The sequence below is a fragment of the Chryseolinea soli genome, from assembly GCF_003589925.1.
In the GTDB taxonomy this organism is placed as follows: domain Bacteria; phylum Bacteroidota; class Bacteroidia; order Cytophagales; family Cyclobacteriaceae; genus Chryseolinea; species Chryseolinea soli.
Genome location: NZ_CP032382.1, coordinates 1,247,825 through 1,269,889 on the forward strand (window position 1 = coordinate 1,247,825; position 22,065 = coordinate 1,269,889).

A 22,065-nucleotide genomic window follows, 5' to 3' on the forward strand; every position below is an offset into this window, starting at 1 on the left:
GCAGAATGTCAAACCGTGGGTTCTTCCACTAATAATATAGAATGCCACCCTTCGTGGCGAATTTCACCGTGTTTTCGCTTCTCTTTCATCGCTTTTTTGATCTTGGAGCTATACGACCAACACGTACTTTGACGGATGTGAAGGATCTCCGAAAGCTTGTGCGACGAGATGCTGCCGTTTGTTGAATAGACCAAAAAGATCATGTAGAAAGCCTTGTTGATCGGCAGCCTCGTGTTCTGAAGCAACGTATAGGCTGTCACCGATTCGTCGTATCCGCAACGGGAGCACCGCCGGCTGTAAGGACTCCGGCCTTCGCTGAAATGATGGTGATGACATTTGGTGCAGGCAAAATCCTTTGGCCATTTGATCTCGGCCAGGAAGCGCAAACAACTGGCGTCGTCGGGATACATGGCGCTGAACTCTTCAAAATCTACTTCCTTCGACAGGATGCGCGCTTCGGTCACCACCTCCACGTCGTGTTTCAGTTTTTTATTATCCTGCGTGAGCAGCGCATTCATGGCGGCAATTTCCTCGGCCTGAACCGCCAGCTTCTGATTGGCTTCGGCCAACTGCCGGTTCTGCGCTGCGATGAAATCCGATTTCTGCACCAACTCCCCGGTCTTGATCTTTACCTGCAGCTCCAGTTCTTCATTCAAGGAATCTTTTAGCTTCTGATTTTCCTGCAATTGCTCGATGATGCTCTCTTGTGCCTTCTCCTTTTCCAGTCGCAGCAGCTTGATCTTATCGCTGATGGCAAACGACAAGAACATCATCTCCATGATAAAACTAAAACCCAGGCTGTAGTGCGTCAGCTCACCCAAGGGCAGCCAGTTGATGTCGAGGTATTGAATGAACTTGATGGCGATGCCGAGAAACAAAAACGAGTAGCCTACCACCATAAACCGCGCGGGGCGATATCCTTTTCGCAAAGCATAGATGCCGGCATAGAACGCCGCCAGGAAGGGAATCACTTCTACAAAGCGCAGGTTGAACCAGCGGTCGGACACATAAAAACTAACCACGAGGTACGCGGTGCGCAAGGCCAGCACGCCGCCAAGCACCCAGAGCAGCCGTGGATATTGCTTTCGCAGGTTGAGCAGCGAAGCGGCAAAAAATAAAGCAAACGTCGAGGCAAAATACAGGGCAAACCCGGGCGCATATTGATTCCATTCTGTAGCGTTGGGCCACAAGTATTGAAACGCAATACCGTCGGAACTCATTTCATACAGACCAACGCCCAGCAGGTATAATATATAATAGAGATAGTGACGCTCGTGCACCGCTACAAACATGAGCAGGTTGTAGAAGCAGAACACGAGGATCATGCCGTAGAAAATGCCAAAGAAAAAATATTCGTCCAGGGCATAGTTAAAGAAATATTCCAGGGGCCGCAGCACCACCAGGATGTCGGCGCGTTGTCGCGACTTCACCCTGAAATAGTAGGTGTAGGCGCCGTCGTATTGATCCGGAAGATGGACGATGAAATTCTTGTGCTTCAGGAAGCGGTTGCCAAATGGAAAGTTGTCGCCGAAGGACTCGAGGTGATAGCCGCCCGCAGGTTCGGGCATGTAGAAACTCAATTCGTCAATGGTTTGATCAAAAAATTCGATCTGCCAGTGACGTGCGCTTTTGAGGTTGTGGTCGATCTTGATCCGGTACCAGTAGTACGACGCGCGGTTGTAGTTCTGGGGACTGAAGGTCTTGCTCGGCTTAAACTGGGTTGACCATTGTGCGGAGGCCGCTTCCTCCACCGAGAGCTTGCCGGCAGGATCTTCGAGGTATTCGATCTCGCCAAACGAAAAAATGTACTGATCCACCTCGTCGCGGATCTGGACGGCGTTTTGCGCAAAGGCCGCGCCCATCCCAAGCCAAAGCACAAGGCCCAGGCCGATCCGCACTAATTTTCTCCGATCCTTCCCACGGTTCACGATGCAAAGGTATAAAGCCCGTTTGTAAATGCACGATAAATTTTACGCTAGCCCTCACGCCGGGTGGGTGAGCGGCAGACGACTCGCCAGTGCACATTTTTCAGCGCCAGGAGACGGCTGTTTCACAATTTCTTTTCGAAGCATACGCTGTTCTCCACATTTTCATACTGTCCATAGTTGGGAATGATGGCGTAGCCGTTCTTCTTATACAGTCCGATCGCTTCGGGTTGTTTCTTTCCCGTTTCCAGCACACAGCGCTTGTATTGCATCTCGCGCGCCCACTTTTCCAGTTCCGCCAAAACACCCGATGCCACGCCGGTCCCACGATGACTTGGAGGCACATACATGCGCTTCACCTCCATCGCGTCGGGTAAATATTCTTTGATGGCGCCACAGCCCACGGGCAACTTATCTTCATACGCCACCACCACGTGCTTGATCTGGACGATGGTGTTGAACTGGGCGTAAAAGGAATGATCTTCACCGTCGCGGATGCGAAGGTCAGCATCCAACTCCGTCACTAGTTTTTGGAAGTCCGTGTTGGCCGATGTTGTTCGGATGAAATTCATCGTGAGGGTGCCTGGGGTTGATGTTTTCGAAAATACCAATTTTCGTTTCACGATGGAAACTTGAATTGCGAAATCTTCTTGAATAAAGTACCGATAACCGTTGCGCCCGTAAGAAACGGTCTCACGATTTCACTAGCACCATACCGGCGCCCAGGCGATCGGTGGGTCTTTCCGTAAATCCGAAAGAACGATAAAAGGCTTCCCGTCCTTTGCTGCTGCTCAATCCTATTTGAGAATTCTTTCCGCCTTTTTTTTCGGTGTAGGCCAACAGCGCTTTCACAATCATCTTGCCCACCCCTTGGCGTTGACATTCGGGCACGACGATCACATCGTGAATATTAAAATAGAGCGCATCGTCCCCCACAATCCTACCCATGCCAACGGTGTGGCCCCCTTCATCTTGAATGACCACGCTAAAAAGCGATTTGGAAAGACCCGCTTGGGCCAATGCCTCGTCGAAGGCCGGCCAGGAAACGCGCTGCCGGAGTTCCTGGTATTCGGCAAGGGTAGGATTACGGTGATGGATGATGAAGGACATGGGTAATCTTACGACGCCCGGAAATAAATGTTACGACTTCGGGAATAGTAGGCAAACCAAAATTTGATTAACGACAAATAAAGTATCGTACTCACCACGCCAACCGTTGCCAAAGGCAGTGATCAACAGCCAACTTCTCCCGGTCGTTTTCTCTGCATTTTCTTGATCACTGGCATTCGGCAAGGTTAACGTGATGGAATGGTGAATACAGTTTTACGGTTGCGACTTCCGGAAATAATAAGCAAGACCGAGCGAGAGCGTTCCAAGGGTAGTCGAAAATTCGTCGCTCTTCGAATGTGTGGTGAAGCTTTGGTCATGAACAAATTGCAAACTTCCTATGCTCGCTTCAAATCCCCAACGCGTTGAAGGAAAGTAGAGGAAGGTGGGTTTAATGACAACCCCCATGCTGTAGGATTTATTGGTGTTCTGCTGGTAGAAGTTTGGACCACTGTATTCCGAATCACTCTTCGAGCGGGCGTAGAAAATATTTCCGGTCAAGGCAAACGAAAATTTTTCATTAAAAGGAAAAAAATATCTGCCCAACACCGAGACTGAACCTGTGGCTGTGTGATTTTCTTGGCGATTTGTATCATTCTTGGAATCCGAGCTCGACCGGCCGTATTGAATATTCCCACCCAGGGCAAATCGTTGGCTGGTGAAAAAACCAATGGTAGGAGAAAGTGTATAACTAGTGCCCGTATAGCGTTGACCGTTTGATCCATTGTCATTTCCAGTAGGGGCGCTATGGCTGTAAGCACCGGAAATATTGCCACCCAGAAAAACATCGCCCTTGTTGAATTGGGCCTTTACAAGGATAGGCGCGAACAAAAGAAGAAAAAATATTTTTTTCATAGTGCGTGAAGTATTGTGGTTGATGAAGTGTCGTATAAAGAAGGCAACTGTTTACTTTCTGAAATAGTAAGCAAAACCCAATGTCACCCTGCCCAGGTTAAGTCCGACAGACTGATATTTTGTGTTGTCCGAAAGACCCCTCGAAAAAGAATAGTAGAGGCTCCCCAAACCTCCTTCAACACTCCAGCGGGAAGAAGGGAAATACATAAAAAGCGGCGCCACCGAAAGCCCAAGACCATACGAATTTGAACGAGACGTAGTCGTGAGGTCGGGAACTTCCCGCTTTGTAAGCGAACGTTGATAGGATGCTGCACCCTGCAAAGCAAAAAAGAACTTCTCGGATATGGAGTACAACCTTCTGGCCGTAAGCGATGTAACAAATCCATTGGTGGTATTGATAACACGATGCGGGCCATCACCAAACTGACTGATGTCCTCGCTTCTCGAATAACCCACTTGCAAATCGGCTCCCAAGGCAAGACGTGGATTGATAAAATAACCTACAAACGGCGTGATGTAGAGACCGTTTCCATTGTCGATTCTTGAAAAGGAACCTCCAACGTAGGTGTCACCTTTCTTAAATTGTCCGTGGGACACCAGGGGGATCACACACATGATCCAGAGTAATTTTTTCATAAGGATTGGTTTTAGGAATTAGAAAGAATTCATTTTAAAACGGCGGCGTGAATTTTAGTCAAGCCATGAAACAATAAACAATTTTCGATCCAAATCTCCGGAGCAACGAACCGTTAGAAACAGAATTATTCCGATGAGCAATAGCTTCACAAAAAAATAAAGTGTAGTGCGCACACTAAGCCAACCGTTATGAGGAGCGATGGCAAGGGTCTCAGCGGATCTTCTCCAGGTCATCCATTTTCTCCTGGATCAATTGTTTTTCCGTTTGTGTTTTGGCCAAGGCGTAGGCTTTTTGAAGATGGGTTTTGGCTTTTTGGCTATCGATGTTCTTATAGAGTTCGCCCAGCAATACAAAATAGAAATGGTTGTCGTCCAGTTTCAAGGTTTCGGCTTCCGCCAGGGCGGCCAGTGGTCCTTTCACTTTGAATAACGCGAAGGCGCGATTCAGCGCCACGCTGGGGGAATAGTTAACCTGCAATAAATGGTCATATAAGGTCAGGATCTCCTCCCATTTTTCGGGCGTGTCTGCTTTCACACAATGCCAGTAGGCAATCCGGGCCTCCAGGTGATAGGAGCTCACCTCATGGCCCTGGGCCGAAAGCGCGAGGAAGTAATTTCCCTGGTGGATCAGGGCCTGGTCCCAAAGCTGTTCGTCCTGTTGCTCATACAATACATAGGAGGCCTCACCGGTTTGCCGGGCCGTGAAGCGCGACGCATGAAAACACATGAGGGCCATCAGCGCGTTGGTATGGGGTTGATTGGTGGGTGCGTATTCGGTGAGCATCAGCCCGAGGCGCATGGCCTCCACGCACAGGTCTTTGCGCAGGATCTGGTCTTGCGTTTTTGAGTAATAGCCTTCGGCAAACAACAGGTAAATAATGTGCAGCACGTTGTCGAGGCGGCTGGCGATCTCGGTGACACCGGGCAGCTCCATCGTCACGTTTTCCATGCGCAGCTTTTCTTTGGCGCGGAACAGTCGCTTGTTGATCGTTTCCTTGTTGGACAAAAACGCATCGGCGATTTCGTCGATCCCAAACCCGCAAAGGATGCGCAACGCCAACCCTATCTGCGCCTCGCTGGCGATGGCAGGGTTACAAACAGCGAAGAGCATTTGCAGCTGGCTGTCTTTGATGTTTTCTTTTGAAAAGTCAGGCTCGGTATATTCCTGGTCCTTTTCCTGTGCCACCCACTCCGGGGCCACTTTCTTGTCGAAGATCTTGTTCCTTCGGAAATGGTAGAGCGTTTTATTCTTGGCCACGGTATAGAGCCAGGCCGTTGGATTGGCGGGAACGCCTTTCACACCCCAGGTTTCGGATGCCTGCAGGAAGGTCTCACTCACGATGTCCTCGGCCATTTCGATGTGCTGCAAACCAAAGAGCTTGCTGATCACGGCCACCATCTTGGAGAACTCCTGCTGAAATAAATGCTTTAGCGACTCGAATTCCTGCTCCATGTCCAAAAAAATAAAATATCGTCCAAACAAAAAAGTAAACCCGCCTTGCGCAAAGGCGGGTTTACCATTTCTTATCGATTCACTTATTCGGAGAGTGGCCTGACCTCCACGCTACCCCCCATGTCGATCGCGGGGCACCCGTGAGCCAGGGTGACGGCATCGTCGAGGCTTTCGGCCTTCACGATGATGAAACCGCCAAGCCGTTCGCGGAGCTCGACAAAGGGACCGTCGGTGATGACGCCACCAGGCTTCAGCACTTTGCCTTCCACCGCCAGGCGCGATCCGTGGCTCCCAAATTTTCCTTGTGCCACAATGCCACCCACCCAGGCCTGCCATTTTTCGGTCATCGCCTGCATATCCTTGGGCGACGAGTTGCTGTAGTCGAAGCTGGGTTGTCGGAATAAGAAAATGAAATCTTTCATGGTTAGTTGTCTAAAGGTCGCTGTCTTTTGAAATACTTTTTTGTTACAGGTCTGTTAATGAACCGCGAAGGCGCCAACTTGATAGCCGCCCGCCGTGGTGCGGAACGCAATATTAATGCGATTGTAATCATTAATCGTGTTAACTGCCACCGTTAAATCGATGATTTCGTCTTCCGAAAATTCGCTGCGGACATGCTCATATACCGCGTCGGAAACGTGGCCTTCGGTGACCCTGGTCAACGCCTCAGCCCAGGCCAGCGCGGCGCGTTCGCGGTCGGTGTAGAAAGGGGTTTCGCGCCAGGCCGCGATCATGTGAAGGCGTTGCTCCGTTTCGCCGGCTGCCCGCAAGTCCTTGCTGTGCATGTCCAGGCAAAAAGCACAACCGTTGATCTGCGACACTCTGAAATACATTAAATCCAAGAGGTTTTTCTCGATGGACGATTTTGCCAGGTAGACTCCCAAACCATACATCGCTTTGAAAGCACTTTGTCCTTTTTCTAATGCATTGATTCTCTGTTCCATGTTGTTTTTTTGTTTAAGTGATCTTTGTTAAAGTTTAATTACACCCTAGCAATGACCGGACGGACAGGAATTGGACAGGCTTGATAAATTTTTTTTTAGTTTTTTTTGGGCAGGGGAAATCAGGGCGGATGGCTTAAAACAAAGGGCAATCGCCTGTCAGATCAAAATCGGCGACTTGCTCTCCCCGGCTGTTCGAAACGGTTACAAAGACTCGCTTACTTCGTCGGCATTTTGTTTTGCGCGTCGCTCGTTGTAGAAGGCGTATAGCAAAAAAGAACAAACCCCCACGGGCCGGTACAGGATCGTGGAGAAGTAGACATACCGGGTGGGTATCTGAAATGTGTCTTTGTCTTTTTTTATCACCAAGGCGATAATCACATTCATCAATGTAATCAGCCCATAGATGGAGAGTTCGACGAGGGCTAAGTTCAGGTCAATATCAAACCCAAATCGCCTGATGGCAATTTCTATTACGTAGCTTACGCTAAGCAACACCGCGTATTTACCAAAAAGCTTTATTAATTTCTCATTCATCGTCTTGCAAAAGGCTGGTGGAAAGGAGGTACATAACGCCACCATAAGCCGGGTACACGCAGGCCAGAATGCTTACTGGAATGGCCACTGGATTTCGCCTCATCATGGCATACACTACACCGCCGGCAATCACATTGCCCATATAGGGACTATAGCCATAGTTCACCATTGCCCATCCGAAGTCACTATCGGTGATAAACACCAAGTACGGTATGAGTGTACGAATCACTTCAACGCCAGACAATAACAGTGAAACGCGTATTACTTTCTTGCCCAGCGTACTTACCCGGGAGTTGGCATTTGTTGACGCTGTTTGATCTGTCATAAAGTTAAGATAACGTTTTTTCCACTAATAATAAACCCTCCATACGTTGCGACCTTACAACTCGCTCACACGCCGCTAAATTTATTTTGGCTGTCATACGCCAACCCCAGCCCTACACTGCTCAACTTGTTTTCGTCGGCGATGGCAGCTTGGGGAAAAAGCCTTTTGAACTCCGTCTGCACCAGCGGAACTTCGGTTGACCCACCCGTCAGGATCACCAGGTCGATCGCTTCCGGTTTCACTTGTGCGTCGTGCAGGCACTTCGTGGCCGCAGCCGAAATTTTGCGCACCTCTTCCTGGATGGAGATTTCAAATTGAGATCGGCCAATGTTCACCACAAAATCATCTTCAATAAAATCAAAGAGGGCCTGGTGCTCTTCTTGCGCCGTCAACACGATCTTCGCCCGTTCGGCGGCCGCCAACAAGGCATGACCCGTTTCTTTTTCCAGCACGCGGAGCAGCCTCGCGTACCGGCTTGGGTCGTGCGATTGATGCAGGATCTGGCGGGTTTGCATCAGCGCTTTTGGTGTATAGATGAAATTGACCTTGCTCCATTCGGCCAACTGGTGAAACGGATGTAACGGAACTTCTATATTTTTTTCGCCATACGTAGTGCGATAGCCGATCTCGGGCATGATGCGCGCCAAACTCAGCTCCTTGTCAAAATCATTCCCACCAATGCGCACACCCGTGCTGGCCAATATGTCGGCCGTGCGGTCGGCTTTTCGAATATACCGGTTCGATAATTTGATCACCGTGAAATCGGAAGTGCCCCCTCCCAGGTCAACCACAATGGCCAGTTGCTCGCCTTGAATGTTCACCTCGTGTGCAAACGCGGCGGCGATGGGTTCGAACTGAAACTCCACATGGCGAAAGCCCACTTGCTGTGCAATGGCTTTCAACTCTTCCTGCGCGCGATCGTCGGCGGCGGGGTTGTGGTCCACAAAATGGACGGGGCGGCCCATCACCACATTTTCAACGTCGGTTCCCGCGAAGGTGTCGGTTTTTTCTTTCAGGTTCTTCAAAAACAAACCGATGATGCGGCTAAACTGCATGTGGCGGTTGTTCACGGCGGTGCCCTGTGTCATGAGCGAAGTGCCGAGCACGCGTTTCAGACTTCGCATGAAGCGGCCCTCTTTGCGCTCGAAGAACAGGTTCACGGCCTCGCGGCCGAAGTAGGCGTCGTTGTTGGGTCGCAGAAAAAAGAGCGCGCTGGGAATGGTCACCTGCTCGCCTTCCACCGGGACCAGGCTCACGGTCGTGCCCGTTCCAATGGCCACGCTCGAATTGGACGTTCCGAAGTCGATGCCACAGGAGATGGAGGTCATAGTTGTTTTTGGAAAATGGGCATGCAATTTCGGGTTTGGTTGGGTACTTTCAAAATTGGGGTGGAGGAATCGAGGAGCCAGAAGCCAGGAGCCAGGAGCCAGAAATCCAGGAGCCGTTCGTTGGCATTCAGGTGTGGTGCCCAGTGGGGGTTTGCTGTGGGCTAGTAAAAATTTTCGTTAACTTAGTTAAAACTCCCTCTCATGCAACCTAATCTAACCCTTGCCGCGCCGGTGAGCCAGGCGGAGCGCATTGTAGCGCTCGATATTCTTCGCGGTCTGGCCATACTGGGTATCCTGCTGATGAACATCCCGGGCTTTGCATTTCCGGATGTGGCGGAAGGCGACCCCTCCGTGTTGAATGAATTCGGCACCATCAACTACTACCTCTGGTTTGGGGTGGACTGGATTTTCTCCGGCACCCAGCGCGCGATGTTCTCCATGCTTTTCGGGGCAGGCATTATCCTGTTCATCGGCCGGCAACAAAAGCGCACCCAAGGCCTGCAGCCCGCGGACTATTTCTTCCGTCGCCAGCTTTGGCTCATGGCGTTCTCGTTGGTCGATGTCTATATCCTGCTTTGGAACGGCGACATCCTGCTCGACTATGCTTGCTATGGCATGATGCTGTTTGCCATTCGCGACTGGACACCGCGGGCCCTCATCATCGGTGCCGGCGTTTGTGTGCTGCTGATGCTGGCACGCGAAAATCGCGAGTTATATCTTCTCAAATCCGTGATCAGCAAAGGTGAAGCTGTGGCGGCCCTCGATACCACCCAGGTGAAACTCACCGCCCTGCAAAAAGAGCAACTGGCGGATATGAAAAGCTTTAAGGAACGCATGCCCCACGAGGCCAAGGTGAAACGCATGAACGAGGAAGGAGAGGAAGTGCGTTCCGGTTATGCCGAGGCCTACACCTTCCGCACGCAAAGTTATCTCCACAACCTGGTACAGTATCTATACCTGTCGCTTTGGGACGTGCTCATCTTCTTCATGCTCGGCATGGCTTTCTTCAAGCTCGGCATCCTGACCGGCAACGCACCCCTGAGAGTTTACGCCTGGATGTGCGTGATCGGCTTAAGCCTGGGACTGGGACTCTCGTATTGGCATGTGAAGCTAAAAGTAGATTATCAATTCAATTGGTTTGAATACGTAAAACATGTGCCGTTCCGGTTCTACGAACTCACCCGAACCCCGCGCGCGCTCGGCTTCCTCGGCTTGATCATGTTGCTGTATAAGTCGGGATGGTTCAACGGGTTCTTTGCCATCTTCAGACCTGTCGGACAAATGGCGTTCACCAACTACCTCGGACAATCGTTGATCTGCGGCATCATTTTCAATGGCTATGGCTTTGCGCTTTTTGGAAAACTACAACGCTATGAGATCTATCTGGTCGTTGCTGCCGTGTGGACGTTTCAGATCATCTTCTGTAACATCTGGATGCGTTTCTTTTTATACGGACCGCTCGAATGGGCCTGGAGAAGTCTTACCTATTGGAAAAGACAACCGTTTGTCCGCAGCGAAACACAGCCTTCCGTCGATGTGGTCAACGCTTAATTCGTCTGTAAAAATTGCACCGCCAAATAAAAAAGACATCCACGCAGGTGAATGTCTTTTTATTTTTTCTTTTGACGTAAGTCTTATGCCGGTGTAGAGTCTGCGGGTGGTTCTGGTGTGCCACCGCCGATGTCCCGCACCGCGGGGGGATCGACTTTTTTCTTGAACCACCTGCGGATGCCGGCGAAGGCGCCTACGATGGCGAGGCCGATCAGTTTGATGTTCTTCAAGAGCAGCGCCAGGATCCCAACCTTGGCCAGGACTTTTCCGGCTACCAGACCTCCTATGGTCCAGGCGGCCACTTCATCGAGGTCGGGGTTGAAATCGGAATATTTGTTGCCCTCTCCATAGTTGAACGAGGTAAGGACGGGATCAATATTCTTCTCCACTTCCGGAAGCTCTTCCATGGAGGCGACGGCATTCAGGACCAACACACCTTTTCTTCCCAGGATGCGCACGTTATAGTTTAGGGTGCTCTCTTCAGCATCGCCAAACTTTATTTCTTTGGCCCAGTGCAGCACGTTTTTGCTTTTGTCGTAGTAGGGTTTGGCGGCCCATCCCACGAGGGTAATGGGTTCATAACCTTCTTTCTTGCGTTCCTCGTTGGCTTCGTTTGTTTCGGTTTGAAGTTGTTCCAACAGTTCGTCATAATCGATGTCATCTGCATCGTCGTCTTTCACATAGCCCATCTCCTCATAGGTGATGATGAAAGCCCATGCGCCTTCCGTGATGCCGATGTCCTCAGGCAAGAGCATGCCCAAGGTTCCCGAGCCATCCGGGTTTCCCCATAGGTCGTGGATCACGTATTCGCTCTGCTTGGAGTCGAGGTAGCGGAAACCCGCCGGCACATTCAATGTGCCGATGCCGTTTTCAAATTTGATTTCGCCGTGCTGATAGTTGAAGGTGGCTTCCAGACTATCGATAAAGGTCTGCGTGCTGTCGGCTTCGTTGGCGAAGGCGCTCACGATGAATAAGCACAACGCGAGGGGGAGTAACGTTTTCATAGACAAGGTTTAATCATCTAAGAAAAAGATTCGCCGCGACATTCACGCCGGGTTGTAAGTTTTTTGAATAAAATGAGGAATCCTCCAGGTTCACTGCCCTGGCAAATCCATGAATGAAGGGAGGTGGCTTTATCTTGACACGACCTGGAAAGCCTTCTGGCCCTGCAGCTCCACTTCCCTGATAACACGTGCTTGCTTGAGTTCTTCCAGCATATGGTTGATGGCCGGTTCGTGGTCGGCGCCGAGGTGGGCCAGGATCTGGCCGTGGGTTTTGATGTCGTTGGGAGCCTTGCGGAAATTGGTGATGAAATTCAGGATGTCTATCTTTTTCATGAGTTGCACGTGCATTTCGTTATCCCCCGTCCAATCCATGTGCCATTTGACAGGATGCCTGTAAATCTATCAAAAACAAAGGGAGGTATAGCCCGGCCGTGTTCACATCCGGAAACCACTGTTCGTTGGCGGGCGGTTCTCGGACTCTCCAAAAAAATCTTTACTCCTGTTTTAAGGCCTTGGATGGATTAGAGAGGGCCGATCGAATGGTCTGTACGCTAACTGTCCCCAAGGCGAATAAAAAGATCATGGCCACCGGCAGTATGAAGATCCAGGCACTCAAATCAATCCTAACCGCATAGTTTGATAGCCAGGTTTCCATGGCAAAATACGCCACGGGCAACGCCAGCAATGCCGCAATGAAAATGACCTTGGCGAAATCCTGTGAAAGCAGTGTCACAATTTGCATCACCGATGCGCCCAACACTTTGCGGATGCCGATCTCTTTGGTGCGCTGCACGATCGTGAACGACGAGAGACCAAACAGCCCCAGGCAAGCGATGAATACAGCCAAGGCGGAGAACGTGCCGATCACGGCGCCAAACTGGACATCGGCGCGATACTGTTGATCATATTGATCGTCGAGGAAGAAATAATGGAATAGGTTGTCGGGGTACACGGCATCCCAAACCTGCTTCACTTCGGCGATAGTCTTTGCCGGTTCACTGGTCTTCAGCCGCAGGGCGAAGTAAGCCGCGTAGTTGCCATACGTAAAGATCATAGGAATATGTTCTTCCTTTGGCGAACGCTGGTAATAATTCTTGATCACGCCGATGATCTCGGGCGGCTCGCCCTTCCAACGCGTGCGCCGGGTAATGCGACTGCCGATCGCTTCTTCGGCATTTGAAAATCCAAGCCGTCGCACCGCTTCTTCATTGAGGATGACCTTGTCGAAGTTGGGATCGTCGTTGGTAAAGTTGCGGCCGGCAACCAGCTTCATTCCCATGGCGGCAAGGAAGTCGGCATCGATGTTGTATTGATAGTAATTGTAACTCCCACCCTCCTGCTCATGCCCGATACGCTTTACGTCATTCGTCGTGCTCAACTCGTGTAAGCTCACACCGGGAAGCGATCCTGCCCCGGCCACTTGTTGCACCGAAGGATGACGAAGGAGTTCCGTTTTCAGGGCGCGATACGAAGCCTGATACACCGAATCGGACATCTCACTGTTGGGGCCTCGCACCACCAGCGTTTGCTCGATGTTCATGCCCAGGTCCACCTTTCTCAAATGCGTGATCTGCAGGTATATGGTACACATGCTGGCCAACAAGATCACGGTAGCGCTAAACTGAAACACAACCAAACCCTGTCGCAGCCACTGGCCGTGGGATGAAGAACGGAATTTTCCCTTCAGTACCGTCGACGGATTGAAAGACGACAACACAAAAGCGGGATAGATACCGGATAAAAAAGTGCCGGCAATCCAAAGCGCGGCAAAGATATACCAGAACGTTGCGTCGTGGGCCAGTTCGATCGGAAGGGGTTGACCCGTCAGCTCGCGAAAGATCGGCAAGGCGGTAATAAAAAACACATAGGCCAAGGTCGCAGCCATGCCATTGACAAGAAAAGATTCCGACAGAAACTGAAAGATGAGTTGCGACTTCAGCGAGCCCATCACTTTACGAATACCCACTTCACGCGCGCGCTCCACGGCACGTGTGGTGGAAAGGTTGATGTAGTTCACCCAGGCAATCACGATTATAAAGATGGCAATGAGCAGCAGGAAAGATACTGTACGGGCATTGCCATTTTGCTCGGGCTCAAAGGTCTTATGCGAATACAAGTGAATGTCGGCCATGTGCTCTGCCGCGAGCCGGTCGTAGTTGATCTTTTCCTTCATGGAGAAAGAAAATTCTGTGAGCTTTTTGTTGAACGCCGCCAGATCCGTACCCGGCTTCATGAGCAGATAGGTAAATTCGTTGTTGCCTGCCCAGGAATCTTCCTCATAACCGTACTTCTGCTTCAGGGTGGCGTGCGACAACAGTATACCAAACTTCAAGTGCGTATTCGCCGGCAGATCTTCGATGACAGCCGATACATGATATTTACTCCGGTCGATCACAATTTCTTCGTCCAGGACATTTTCGCGTCCAAAATATTTTCTGGCGATGGATCGGGTGATCACGGTCTGATACGGTGCCGAGAGCGCTTTGCCCGGCTCGCCATGTACAACGTTCAACGCAAACAACGAAAAGGCTGAAGGGTCGGCGAAGTAGATGCCTTCCTCCAGGAATTTTTGATCGCCCACTTTGATATCCTGTAACCCGTCGTTGTGATACATTCTCGCATAGTCAACTACTTCCGGCATTTTCTCCTTCAGTATCGGACCGGTGGGAGCGTAGGTTTCGCAATCGGTCACCACATATTCGGAGCCGTTATAGAGGTCCAGGGTGATCCGGAACATGTTCGACGCGTTCCTGTTGTAGCGCTCGTAACTTCGTTCGAACCGGACGTAGTGGATGATGAAGAGGAAGGCTGCCAGCCCGGCGGCAAGACCAAAGATGTTGATGAAGGAGAAGGCTTTGTTCTTGAGCAGGGAACGGTAGGCGATGCGGAAGTAGTTTCGGATCATGTTCGGAGGGTTAATCCAGTTAGGACGGTAGCCAATATTGGTGCCACGATCTTGTATGAAAAATAGCGCTGAAAAAGGGGATTTCCCTGCATTTAGGCTCCATCCTCGAACAAAGATGTGCGGCGGTGGACGGCGAAGGGAGGGCTTGAACGAATGATGGGTAAAATGAAGAGAGCTAAGGGTTGATTGCGAGATGAGTGGTGGTGAGAGAGTCCGAGCTAAAAAAGGTGTGTGGAAGCTGAATTTGTTGGTGAAGAACACCAAAGACGGGGGGGGGCGACGACCATCAACACTGGCGCGGCGGGTTTTGTGGCTTTTGGGAGTTTGTTGATATTTGTGGGAGTCAGCAACGATATTTATTATGGATGAAATTCAACTTAGTTTAAACCCTAAGGGGCACGGCGCTTTTTTCATTGAGAAAGATGGAGAGCGATTGGCGGAGATGGTCGTGTCGGTGGCCGGGGAAAATCTTACGGTGTATCATACCGAGGTGTCGGAGAAGCTGCGCGGACAGGGGGTGGCGGGCAAGTTATTGAAAGCGATGACTACGTATGTTCGCGAGCATGGATTGAAAGTGATCCCGCTTTGTCCGTATGTCAATGCCGAGTTTCGGCGGCATCCCGATCAGTTTGCTGATATCTGGAACCAGGATTGGCACAACAAGCCGTAGACGGGATGGCCAATCGCCGGCCATCCGCATTCATCAGTCTACAAAGTCCAGTTCTTTACCAAACGTCTCTTTCATTTTCCACAGCGCGAGCAGCGCGACGATCACGGTGCCTCCTCCTACGAGGGCAGCGCTGGTGACCATGGTGTGTCCGGTGCGCAGCCATTCGAAGATCATGGTGAGGGGGACGACCGTTCCGCGTACAAAATTCGGAACGGTGGTGGCTACGGTGGCCCGGATGTTGGTACCAAATTGTTCGGCAGCGATCGTGACAAACAACGCCCAGTAGCCGATGGAAAAACCCAGAAAAACACAGCTACCGTAGAAGAACGACAATGGGAATTTTCCTTGCAGGAGATAACAGGTCATCGCCGTGGTGGTGAGGAAAATAAACAAGAGCACAACCTTCTTACGACTCTTTAACATCTGGCTGATCATGCCGCTGCTCAGGTCACCCAACGACAGGCCTATATAACAAAACATCACGGCCTTCCCTGCCTCCACGGGAACACCCAGCCCGAGGCTGATACCAAATTCGGGAGAGAACGTGACCAGGATGCCGATGACAAACCATATGGGCAAACCAATAAAAATGCAGCGCAGGTAATTGAAGAAGAGTCTCGCATTGGAAAACAATTTCAGAATATTGCCGCGCTCCACGGCCTTATGCTTCACGGCCGCAAACATGCCCGACTCCGCCACGCTGTAGCGCAACAACAACAAAGAGAGTCCAAGGCCACCGCCGATCCAGTAAGCCACCTGCCAATCGGTGAACGCAGCCACAAAATAAGCGAGCACGGCGCCAAACAATCCGACCGAAGCCACCAGCGTGGTGCCATAGCCGCGAATTTGTTTCGGAAGGATCTCCGCCACCAGGGTCACTCCCGCGCCAAGCTCTCCCGCCAGGCCAACGCCGGCAATGAAACGCAGCACGGCATACTGCGTGACATCGGTCACAAATCCGTTGGCCAGGTTTGCTGTGGAGTAGAGCAGGATCGAGCCGAAGAGCACCGAGAGTCTTCCCTTCTTATCACCCAATATGCCCCAAAGGATTCCGCCGGCGAGCAACCCTGCCATCTGAACGTTGATGAGGAATATACCTTGCTTCAAGAGTTGATCGCCCGTCAGGCCCAACGCCTTCAGGCTGGGAATGCGAACGATGCTGAAGAGCAGGAGGTCATAGATGTCTACAAAATAGCCCAGGGCCGCAATGATCACAGGCGCCTGCAGCACTTGCCGCAAGGCCGATTTTTGTTCTTCCATAGGTTCGGGTGAAGACGCGCTCCTCCAATCCTGCATCTTCACACGGTCATGGCCGGGCGAAAATGCAGGAGCGAAGAGAAGACGCGCGGGTTAGAGATTTTTGAAAAGGATTTGAAGCACTTCTTTGCGCAGGGTCTTTCCGGGCTCGGCCGTCAGTTTCCGGCCGCTCAATTTTTCCCACAGCGCCAGTGTAGGTTGGTCGACGGGCTTGTTCAGCTGGGCTTCCCATCCGGGCAAGTAGCCCAGCAAGCCGAGCGTCTGTGCCATTTTAAAATCGGGGTCTGTGGGCTGCAGGTCGCGGTAGTAGATCAACGTGGCATTTTGTTCCAGCAATTTGCTTTGCAGGACTTTCAGATCCACATTTCTCACTTTCACCTGATTGTCGATCGCCAACGCAGAGGCTATCCCCGCCGCTTGGCCGATGGCCATCCAGCAGGGCTCCATGCGCAGCGTGGAAAACCCAATGTGGCTGCCGGAGACGGGTACGGGCAGCAGCAGGTTGTCCACGGTCTTCGGGACCATCACACCATAGGGAACGGTGTAGACCTGCGAGGGGTAGCTGAGAAATCCATCGAGGTGCGGGCGGTTGGGTTCGCGTTTGCGTACGGCGTGGGAGTCGAACGCGTAGTGGCTGGCCGTGATGCTGGCGGCATGCACCACCGGGCGCTGGTCTGGGGTGGACGCAGTGGCATCTTTGGTGGTGAAGAAATATTCGCCTTCAAACCGGCGGCCTTCACGCACATAGACCTGGCGTGGAAAGTTACCATTGTCTTTGTATTCATCTTTTGCAAAACCCCATTCCTTGGCGGCCTTGCGAAAATTTTCCGGAAGCGCTTTATCGTTTTGGGCAAACCAGAACAGACCTTCGATATACGATCTCAGTCGTTGCGCATACGCATCGCGCCACGCCCAACCCGATGTGGGCCAGGGCCAATTTTCTTCGGGAAGATCAGTGGAGATGAAGGCCATGTGCTGATTGTTGCCATCGGCTTTCTCGTTGGGCAAGGCCACCATGTTGGTGATCCGCGCGATGCCCCACCGGTCGCCGGGAATCATCGAGGGATTGCCCTTCGCAATGTGCTTACGGTTTTCTTCCAGCATGGCCTCGGTCACGTCCAACATTTGTACACCGGTGTGTCGGCCGGTCCAAACGTCTTCAATGAGCGAAACATACTCCTCGCGGTTATACTTTGCCGGCTTCTGAATTTCTGTACGATTGGCAGGGTTGTTTGTGAGACACAACCGGTAGTTATACGATTGCACGGCATTGTCGCCTTGAAAGGTTGTACCTTCTCCTTCGGGACCGCCCCAATATTTATAGACGACGCCCGCACCGGTCTCGCCGAATTCATCCTTGCCTTCGCGGCCCAGACGGAAGGGAACTTTTGCTGCAGCACCCAGGTCGCCTTCATAGGTGGCGTCGAGAAAAATTTTGCCTTTGTATTCCTCTGTCTTTCCGTTCTCGCGGTTCAGCACGCGGATGGATTGGATCACATCGTTGTATACCGTTATGTTTTTTTCCAGCACATCAAACTGGCGCATCTTGAGCACGGTGATGTTCTTTTGTTCCGCCAGCATTTGTTCCAGGACGCTTTCGCCTACCGAGGGTTCGAAGTGGAAACCTTCGGAGCAATCTTTCACCTGCTTTGAATTTTCACCATACGTGGTCACGTAATGTTTTTTTACACGCGAAATAAATTCGGCAAACAACCCGGTGGTGGCGCCACGCGTGGCAATGTCTGTGGCGCCAAGTCCGTTGGCGGGAAGACCACCGATGTGGTTGGTGCGCTCCAGGATGACCGAAGTCTTTCCTTGTTTCGCCGCCGCAATGCCCGCCATGATCCCTCCCGGGGTTCCCCCCACGATCACGAGGTCATACTGCCCATAGACCGTAACGGTCACCAAGAGGCATAATGTGATCCATAGAATATTTTTCATTCTTGAAATTAGAATTTAAGATTTTTGACTACTTGGAAGCGCCGGTTTGGGATGGCACAAAGATGACGGCATCGGCCACCACCGTTCCGTCGGCCTGGCGTGTGGAAAGTTCAACGGATGCCGTCGTCCCTTTTGACAAGGCATACGTACCCAGCGATACCCACTCACCCGAGGTCTGTCCTTCCACCACCACATCCGAAGCTTTGATGATAACTTCCTTTTTATTCTTGCCGTCGAACACGGTGACCTTACTCTGCGCGGAAAGGTTTTTCACTTTCGGCATATAGAGAAAGGCGGTGTAGTTACCGTTTTTCGGAATCTCGGGAGTGAAGCGCACGGTGCTCTCGGCGGTCGTAGCCGTTACGTCGGCCTGGAAGAATGAGGGGCCGTAGCCGCCTTTGGCTTCTGTGGTCCAGCTTCCAGTGTGTGTAACATGCTGTGTGTCGTCGTTGTCCACCAGGATGTCCATGATCCGGCCGTCGGCCAGGGGATTGGATTTCAATTGTTGTTGAAGTTTAGCAATGTCGATGTTTTGGATGTCGGTGCGCGCATCGATGGCCATCGCGGCGGCGACGGCAGAAGATTGTCCCAACACCATGAACACGGGCTCCATGCGGATCGAGCCATAGGCAATGTGTGTCGCCGAGAGGCAAACGGGCACAAACAGGTTTCCGCATTGTGCGGCTTTTGGCACGATCGATCCATACGCAATGGGATAGGGACCAAAAACGCCTACCTCAACATTTCCCTCGTTCTTCACCTGGCCGTCTATGATCAGGCGCTGGCAATTGTGCGAGTCCATCCCATAGGCCGCCATGCCCACGCCGTCCTTCACTACCTCCGCGCCCACGCAGTTTGCTTGTCGCATCACATAGGCGCCCACCATGCGACGGGCTTCCCTTACGTAGAGTTGGGGTGACCAGTTGCCGTTGTCGGTGTACTCATCTTTGGGGTAACCGTATTTTAACATTTCATTTTGCAACTCCTTGGGTACACGCGGATCGTGTCCATAAAAATACAACAGGCCCTTCGTGTAGCGCTCGTGATCTTTTATGATGCGTTGGCGCTCGGCATAACTTCCTTCGGGATAGCCGTGGTTCATGCCAATCATGTCTGTCGAAAATCCACCGCGGTTGTTGATATCGGTCTTTTGATGGGGCATGCGACTCATGATAAAGTAGTCATTCAAGGTGCGCTTTTCCGGCGTGGCCTGGAACAAACGAAGCAACAGCTCGTACTGGGTCGAATCGTATCCGGCGGGGCGTGTAATCTTTACCTGGTTGGCGGGATCCGTCGAGAGACAAATGCGATAGTTGTAGGCTTGGACGGATTTGTCGCCCGTGCCGCCGGGGAGCAGCGATGCTTTGCTGATGCCCCAAAGCAACCCGCTTTCGGGCTTGCCGGGAATCTTATACGGATCGATGTGATCGGGAAACTGATGCCCGTGTTGCACCTGAACGCCGTTGATGGTCTCCTGGAAGTCCCTGTTGTCCTCACGACCCACCACATAGTCCACCCCAGCCTTGGCCATGAGGTCGCCTTCATAGCCGCAGTCCATAAACATCTTGGCTTCGACGATGGTGTTGGGTAACGATGGATTGCCGGCGTTCTCCAATACAATCGCCGTGATGCGATTGCCTTGTTTCTTTACTTCCTTCAACTGGCTTTCATAGAGCACGGTGATCGACCCCTGCTTTACATAGTCCTTGAAAATATCTTCTGCCACATGCGGTTCGAAGGTCCACTGTTCAAATTTTCCATAGTGAAGACCCACGCGGCGATAGAAGTCGCGGGCCAGGCCAGTGATAGCATACTTGTTCCCGATGTCGGTATAACCCAGTCCACCCGAACTCATCCCACCCAGGTGTTTCCCCGGTTCGATGAGCAGGGCTTTCTTGCCAAGCTTTTGCGCAGTGTAGGCGGCGATGACACCGGCAGACGTTCCGCCATAAACACAGATGTCTACCTGAATTTTTTTTTGCGCCAGGGCCGGCGTGAGCGTGAGCCATACGCCCACCATCACATACAATAGTCTTTTGATCGCCATGTTATGTTGTTAAAAAGTAAAGTGAAGTAGCTGTAGTGATGAGGCGCGCGTCAGCTCCCTATGCATCAAGCCTCCGCGCGCTGCTCATCTCAACCCAACTAACTATTTTATCTTATCAATATCCTGTGTTCTGATCGGCGGCTGTCAGCGCCTTGTTGTACAACATTTCGGAGTTCGGGATAGGCCAAGACATATGTTTCTCTGCCACGTCGATTCCCTTCACATCCTTGATGCGTTGCTTGGCAATGCCGAGGCGCTTCAGGTCGAGCCAGCGTTTGCCTTCATACATCGTTTCGTAGCCGCGTTCTTCCACCACCTTATCGATAAAGGTGGTAGCGTCGTAATCACTCAGCACCAAGTCAACGGGGGATACTGTGTTGGCATCATAGCCGTAGCCTCTGCGATGTACTTTGTTCAAACTTTCCAATGCCGCCGCGGTAGGGCCTCCATTGGCGCGGCTTTCGGCCTCAGCGTGGAATAACAGCACGTCGGCGTAGCGATACCAGGGGAAATCGTTGCCGGCTCCTCCTAAGCTCGTGGCGATGGGATCTCTGTACTTTCTGAACAAACAAGTATTGGGTCCCAACCCGATGTCGACGTTGTAAAGAATATGCGCTTTCCGAAGGTCGTTCTTACTCCAGTTTTTGATCACGGAGTTGGCCACTGAATCCGTGTACTGCGCATAAACGCCACCGGGGCCATAGTATTTATACTGCGCCGTGGCGCGGTGCGCATAATTGACCAACCCAAATCCTTGCTGGCGAGAATACTTGAAATAGAAGACTTCTTCGGATGTCGTCACCACTTCGGGACCATAGATCTTCTGAAAATCTTCCGATGTAGAAACGGCTACTAAGCCGTATTTACCGGAAGCGATCACTTCAGCGGCCTTATCGCGGGCATTGGCCCAATCACCACGGGTTAAGTACACTTCCGACAGCAATGTTTTCGCGGCCCATTTTGTGGGCTTGCCGGGTTGTGCCGCCACGTCGGGCAGTGTGCTCTCTGCTTCCAAGGCGTCTTTGAGGATCAAGGCATACACATCGTCTACACTGGCGCGCGGTATGTTAGGTTCGAGCATGTTTTCTTCCGTGCGCAGAGGCACGCCATTCCAGTTGCGCACCATGGCAAAGTAAATGAGCGCGCGAAGATATTTCGCTTCGCCAACGATGGGCGCTGCCTGTGCCGCTGTGATCTCTTTACCATTGGGTACATTTTTGATCACGATGTTGGCGTTGCGGATCGATTGATAGAAGTTATCCCAGATGGCGCCCACCCGGGTGATGTTCGTGTTATCCAAACCTTGGTACAAGCTCACCGGCGTTTGACTTCCGCGTGAATTGCCATAGTCGGCCAAGCCTTCCAATTGGGCCGGGTAGTTGGTGCTCAACGCACCGTCTGTACGCATGGGTCCATAAATGGCATTTACGGCAGCGGTAGCTTCGTCTACCGTGTTGTAAAAAACTTCAGCCGACAGAGACTTGGGATGCTCTTCCAGCACATCGCTGCAACCCACAATGAGCGCAGCGGTCAACAGGTATAGAAATATTTTCTTCATGATAAATATCTTTTAATGTTGTTAC

At 51.6% G+C, this 22,065-nt stretch carries 20 protein-coding genes; 2 read left to right on the forward strand and 18 right to left on the reverse strand.

The genetic code is table 11. The annotated features are described in order from the left end of the window. Nucleotides 1-8: 8 nt before the first annotated feature. The 11 genes from D4L85_RS05220 to D4L85_RS05265 form a co-directional block, all read right to left on the reverse strand. Complete coding sequence (locus D4L85_RS05220) at nt 9-1,928, reverse strand: 7TM diverse intracellular signaling domain-containing protein (protein WP_228450781.1); 1,920 nt, start codon at nt 1,926-1,928, stop codon at nt 9-11. A gap of 122 nt (nt 1,929-2,050) precedes the next feature. Next, nucleotides 2,051-2,497 (reverse strand): GNAT family N-acetyltransferase, encoded by a 447-nt coding sequence (locus D4L85_RS05225; protein ID WP_119753321.1) that lies wholly within the window; start codon nt 2,495-2,497, stop codon nt 2,051-2,053. A 121-nt stretch (nt 2,498-2,618) separates the two neighbouring features. After that, entirely contained in the window at nt 2,619-3,035 is a 417-nt protein-coding gene (locus tag D4L85_RS05230; protein WP_119753322.1) for a GNAT family N-acetyltransferase, read from the reverse strand. Between the two features lie 213 nt (nt 3,036-3,248). Next, a complete protein-coding gene (locus D4L85_RS05235) occupies nt 3,249-3,887 on the reverse strand; it encodes an autotransporter outer membrane beta-barrel domain-containing protein (protein ID WP_119753323.1) in 639 nt (212 codons plus the stop codon). Between the two features lie 51 nt (nt 3,888-3,938). Beyond that, the gene (locus tag D4L85_RS05240; RefSeq protein WP_119753324.1) at nt 3,939-4,523 is read right to left on the reverse strand and encodes a porin family protein; all 585 of its coding nucleotides are present in this window, start codon (nt 4,521-4,523) and stop codon (nt 3,939-3,941) included. A gap of 211 nt (nt 4,524-4,734) precedes the next feature. Continuing rightward, the gene (locus tag D4L85_RS05245) at nt 4,735-5,976 is read right to left on the reverse strand and encodes an RNA polymerase sigma factor (RefSeq protein WP_119753325.1); all 1,242 of its coding nucleotides are present in this window, start codon (nt 5,974-5,976) and stop codon (nt 4,735-4,737) included. A gap of 83 nt (nt 5,977-6,059) precedes the next feature. Continuing rightward, nucleotides 6,060-6,398 carry a YciI family protein gene (locus tag D4L85_RS05250; RefSeq protein WP_119753326.1) on the reverse strand — a complete coding sequence of 113 codons (339 nt, stop codon included), beginning with the start codon at nt 6,396-6,398 and terminating at the stop codon, nt 6,060-6,062. A 54-nt stretch (nt 6,399-6,452) separates the two neighbouring features. Then, nucleotides 6,453-6,920 (reverse strand): carboxymuconolactone decarboxylase family protein, encoded by a 468-nt coding sequence (locus tag D4L85_RS05255; protein ID WP_119753327.1) that lies wholly within the window; start codon nt 6,918-6,920, stop codon nt 6,453-6,455. Nucleotides 6,921-7,121: 201 nt separating this feature from the next. Further along, entirely contained in the window at nt 7,122-7,454 is a 333-nt protein-coding gene (locus D4L85_RS05260) for a hypothetical protein (RefSeq protein WP_119753328.1), read from the reverse strand. After that, nucleotides 7,447-7,779 carry a hypothetical protein gene (locus D4L85_RS34340; protein ID WP_160143556.1) on the reverse strand — a complete coding sequence of 111 codons (333 nt, stop codon included), beginning with the start codon at nt 7,777-7,779 and terminating at the stop codon, nt 7,447-7,449. The genes D4L85_RS05260 and D4L85_RS34340 overlap by 8 nt, the downstream gene beginning before the upstream one ends. A gap of 65 nt (nt 7,780-7,844) precedes the next feature. Further along, the gene (locus tag D4L85_RS05265) at nt 7,845-9,107 is read right to left on the reverse strand and encodes an Hsp70 family protein (protein ID WP_119753329.1); all 1,263 of its coding nucleotides are present in this window, start codon (nt 9,105-9,107) and stop codon (nt 7,845-7,847) included. A 201-nt stretch (nt 9,108-9,308) separates the two neighbouring features. Between D4L85_RS05265 and D4L85_RS05270 the strand changes: the two genes are divergently transcribed. Then, complete coding sequence (locus D4L85_RS05270) at nt 9,309-10,658, forward strand: DUF418 domain-containing protein (protein ID WP_119753330.1); 1,350 nt, start codon at nt 9,309-9,311, stop codon at nt 10,656-10,658. A gap of 83 nt (nt 10,659-10,741) precedes the next feature. Here the strand turns inward: D4L85_RS05270 and D4L85_RS05275 are convergent, their stop codons facing one another. The 3 genes from D4L85_RS05275 to D4L85_RS05285 all read right to left on the reverse strand — a co-directional run bounded on the left by D4L85_RS05275 (nt 10,742) and on the right by D4L85_RS05285 (nt 14,567). Beyond that, nucleotides 10,742-11,662: a DUF2167 domain-containing protein gene (locus D4L85_RS05275; protein WP_119753331.1), complete on the reverse strand. Its 921-nt coding sequence runs from the start codon at nt 11,660-11,662 to the stop codon at nt 10,742-10,744. Between the two features lie 129 nt (nt 11,663-11,791). Further along, a complete protein-coding gene (locus D4L85_RS05280; RefSeq protein ID WP_160143557.1) occupies nt 11,792-11,995 on the reverse strand; it encodes a hypothetical protein in 204 nt (67 codons plus the stop codon). Nucleotides 11,996-12,155: 160 nt separating this feature from the next. Beyond that, a complete protein-coding gene (locus D4L85_RS05285) occupies nt 12,156-14,567 on the reverse strand; it encodes an ABC transporter permease (protein WP_119753333.1) in 2,412 nt (803 codons plus the stop codon). A gap of 361 nt (nt 14,568-14,928) precedes the next feature. On the opposite strand from D4L85_RS05285, the gene D4L85_RS05290 reads away from it, so the two are divergent. Beyond that, a complete protein-coding gene (locus D4L85_RS05290) occupies nt 14,929-15,237 on the forward strand; it encodes a GNAT family N-acetyltransferase (RefSeq protein WP_119753334.1) in 309 nt (102 codons plus the stop codon). A 33-nt stretch (nt 15,238-15,270) separates the two neighbouring features. Here the strand turns inward: D4L85_RS05290 and D4L85_RS05295 are convergent, their stop codons facing one another. The 4 genes from D4L85_RS05295 to D4L85_RS05310 all read right to left on the reverse strand — a co-directional run bounded on the left by D4L85_RS05295 (nt 15,271) and on the right by D4L85_RS05310 (nt 22,040). Beyond that, the gene (locus tag D4L85_RS05295) at nt 15,271-16,497 is read right to left on the reverse strand and encodes an MFS transporter (protein ID WP_119758668.1); all 1,227 of its coding nucleotides are present in this window, start codon (nt 16,495-16,497) and stop codon (nt 15,271-15,273) included. A 90-nt stretch (nt 16,498-16,587) separates the two neighbouring features. After that, complete coding sequence (locus D4L85_RS05300; RefSeq protein ID WP_119753335.1) at nt 16,588-18,435, reverse strand: FAD-dependent oxidoreductase; 1,848 nt, start codon at nt 18,433-18,435, stop codon at nt 16,588-16,590. A gap of 28 nt (nt 18,436-18,463) precedes the next feature. Continuing rightward, nucleotides 18,464-20,482 carry an FAD-dependent oxidoreductase gene (locus D4L85_RS05305; RefSeq protein ID WP_119753336.1) on the reverse strand — a complete coding sequence of 673 codons (2,019 nt, stop codon included), beginning with the start codon at nt 20,480-20,482 and terminating at the stop codon, nt 18,464-18,466. Between the two features lie 115 nt (nt 20,483-20,597). Continuing rightward, entirely contained in the window at nt 20,598-22,040 is a 1,443-nt protein-coding gene (locus D4L85_RS05310) for a RagB/SusD family nutrient uptake outer membrane protein (RefSeq protein WP_119753337.1), read from the reverse strand. Between the last annotated feature and the right edge of the window lie 25 nt (nt 22,041-22,065).